The sequence below is a fragment of the Streptosporangium sp. NPDC005286 genome, from assembly GCF_040607515.1.
In the GTDB taxonomy this organism is placed as follows: Bacteria; Actinomycetota; Actinomycetes; order Streptosporangiales; family Streptosporangiaceae; genus Streptosporangium.
Genome location: NZ_JBEXGU010000364.1, coordinates 1 through 2,974, shown reverse-complemented (window position 1 = coordinate 2,974; position 2,974 = coordinate 1). Strand labels below are relative to the sequence as shown.

Genomic DNA, 2,974 nt, shown 5'->3' with positions numbered 1-2,974 from the left:
TCGCCGGTGTCACCGGCGATACCAGGCAGGTCGTCTCGCTGACCGGCGGTGCTGACCCCCACCTCAGGGTTTCCCACCGAGGAACCGGCCGGTAATTCGCAGCAACCTCGCCTCTCATAACATACGAACAACTATGACAAAACCGTAAATAATAATAGATAAACTCCCATCAGCCTTCACGGCGCCATTTATTTGCTCTGCCTCAACCGTTTCAATGAGCTATCTCACTGTCCGAGGGGTATCTCCTAGCTGCTGCCGCTTATGAGGTAGTGAGGGATATCAGATGTTTTCGGAACCAGAAACGAGATGGGGAAATAACGTGCTTCCTCGAAAGAGCGGACGGACACCGGGGCCGATCTCCGGCAGGCGGGTGGGCGTCCTCGCCATCGCGGCAGTCTCCGGCATCCTCATGACGTCGAACCAGGCACCGGCCAACGCCGCCATCGGGCAGGTCCAGGCGCTCGGCTCGATCTCACAGCTGAATGCCGACAGCACTCTCGACGGCCGCCTCTCCCCCAACCCCAACCCCTCCCGCCGGCAGTACCGCGAGGAGAGGCCCTCGGACAGGTGGCGGGGAAGGCCGAACCGCCACCAGGACCGTCCCTACGACCGTTACCGCGGCCGCCGGGGCGGGAACGACTTCAACGAGAACGAGGGACCCGGGCGCGAGGGACCTGGGCGCGAGCGCCTCACGCGCTCGGAAAGAATGATGAGGGACCTCCAGAACGACCCGTCATTCCCGGAGATCATCATCCGCGACAAGTAGTCCCTGACACCTGGCCGCGACAGGTGATACGCCGCCAAGTGGAACCCGTCCGGTGACGGCACGGCACGACGAGCAGGAGCGGTCACCCACGCCAGGAGCAGGGAAGAAGTGTGTGTCGTACCGGTTCACACCGGTACGACACACACTGTCGTTTAAAGCGTGAAGTTACATGTGGTTATGCCACCGAACTATGAGGAAATACATTTTCCGGGCAACGCCGATCGTTGATCATCAGCATTGGACCGCCCGACCCTCCCGCCCCCTGATATCATCACCTTTTCCCGCTCATCGGACATCATAAAAGCTCCCATGGAACACTACGCCCGAACAATCATCCTAAATCTGACTAAACCGTAGATGAGGCATAGGTTTTTCTGCACAGTGCCGCTTATTTGCTCTTCCTGAACTATGCCGGAGCGTTATCCCCATAAGCCTCGGGTATCTCCTGTTCCGTCGTCACTTCCGTGGCTGCACGACGGATCCGGATATTTTCGGAATTAGTAAAGATATGGGGAAATAACGTGCTTCCTCGTAGGGGCAAGTGGGCGCCAGCCCATTCCGGTAAGCGTGCCGGCGCTTTGGCCGTCGCGGCGATGGCAGGCATCCTCGTGATGTCGTCGAACCAGGTTCCGGCGAGCGCCACCGCCGACAACGCAAGCATTCTGTTCGCACCTCACGGCGACAATGGGGGTAACGAAGGTAACGGGGGCAAGGCCCGTCTCCAACATTCCGTGCACAGCGGTGAGAAGCCTATTCTTCGCCCGTGCCGCTCCTGCGGATGCCGCAGAGGCCGTCACTGTGGATGCCCTGGCGGTCCCGGCTGGGGTCGAGGTCGAGGCTGGGGCGGGGACGGTGACGGTGACGGTGACGGTGACGGTGGCCGGGACAACGACTGCGACCGGGGCGCCAGGCCCGCCTTCGACAGGGATCGCGACCGGGACGATGAGCGCGACGACGAGCGCGACGGGCCCAGGGTGATCGATCTGACCGCCCCCGGCAGGCCTACTGGGCGGCGCCCCACTGCTACCAGTTCCACCAACGCGTTCGCAGGACCGGCAGGACCGGCAGGGCCTCCAGGACCAGCAGGACCTCCAGGACCGGCAGGACCAGCAGGACCGATGGGACCAGCAGGACCAGCAGGACCGATGGGACCGGGAGGACCGGCAGGACCGGCAGGGTTGACAGGACCGATGGGGCCAGGAGGACCCGCGGGCCCGATGGGATTGACAGGCCCGATGGGACCGGGAGGACCCGCAGGACCAGCAGGACCGGCAGGGCTGACAGGACCGATGGGGCCAGGAGGACCCGCGGGCCCGATGGGATTGACAGGCCCGATGGGACCGGGAGGACCCGCAGGACCAGCAGGACCGACAGGGCTGACAGGACCGATGGGGCCAGGAGGACCCGCGGGCCCGATGGGATTGACAGGCCCGATGGGACCGGGAGGACCAGCAGGACCAGCAGGACCAGCAGGACCGACAGGGCTGACAGGGCTGACAGGGCTGACAGGACCGATGGGGCCAGGAGGACCCGCGGGCCCGATGGGATTGACAGGCCCGATGGGACTGACAGGACCGACGGGATTGACAGGACCGATGGGACTGACAGGCCCGATGGGACTGACAGGCCCGATGGGACTGACAGGCCCGATGGGATTGACAGGACTGACGGGACTGACAGGCCCGATGGGGCTGACAGGACCGACGGGCCCCGCAGGACCCAGAGGCGCCACCGGCCCAGCAGGACCCGCAGGTGCGGCGCCCCTGGCAGGACCGGCAGGACGCCCAGGACCAGCAGGGCCTCAAGGCCCCGCGGGACCTAGAGGTCCGGCAGGACCCAGGGGCGCGACAGGCCCGGCAGGTGCGACGACCCTGGCGGGGCCCGCCACGCCCCCGTCCAGCGGATGCGTCGACCTGACCGGCGCCATGGTCGCTCTCCAACCCGTCTGCGCCATCACACCTGCCAGTCTCAGCGGACATGTCTACTCCGCCGTGCCCACCGGCCTCGCCGGATCTGTCTGCACCACCGGTGCCATGGGCCTCGTCAGCTCGTACGGGGCCATCGGGTGCATGTAGCCCGCGGCGAAGCGGCGGCATGCTTCCACGGCATTCACCCGCCAGAGGTGGTGGGGCCCCGGGGGGGGGGGGCGCCCCCCAGGGTAACCCGGGGGGGGGGGGGGGGCAATGGCCGGGACGAGCCGTTCGACGA

1 protein-coding gene is annotated in these 2,974 nt (G+C 65.7%); it reads left to right on the top strand.

Going from position 1 to position 2,974, the window contains the following annotated elements; translation table 11 throughout:
• The first annotated feature begins 319 nt into the window (after nucleotides 1-319).
• On the top strand, nucleotides 320-766 hold the full coding sequence (locus tag ABZU75_RS46050; protein WP_355569795.1) for a hypothetical protein: 447 nt from the start codon (nucleotides 320-322) through the stop codon (nucleotides 764-766).
• The last annotated feature ends 2,208 nt before the right edge of the window (nucleotides 767-2,974 follow it).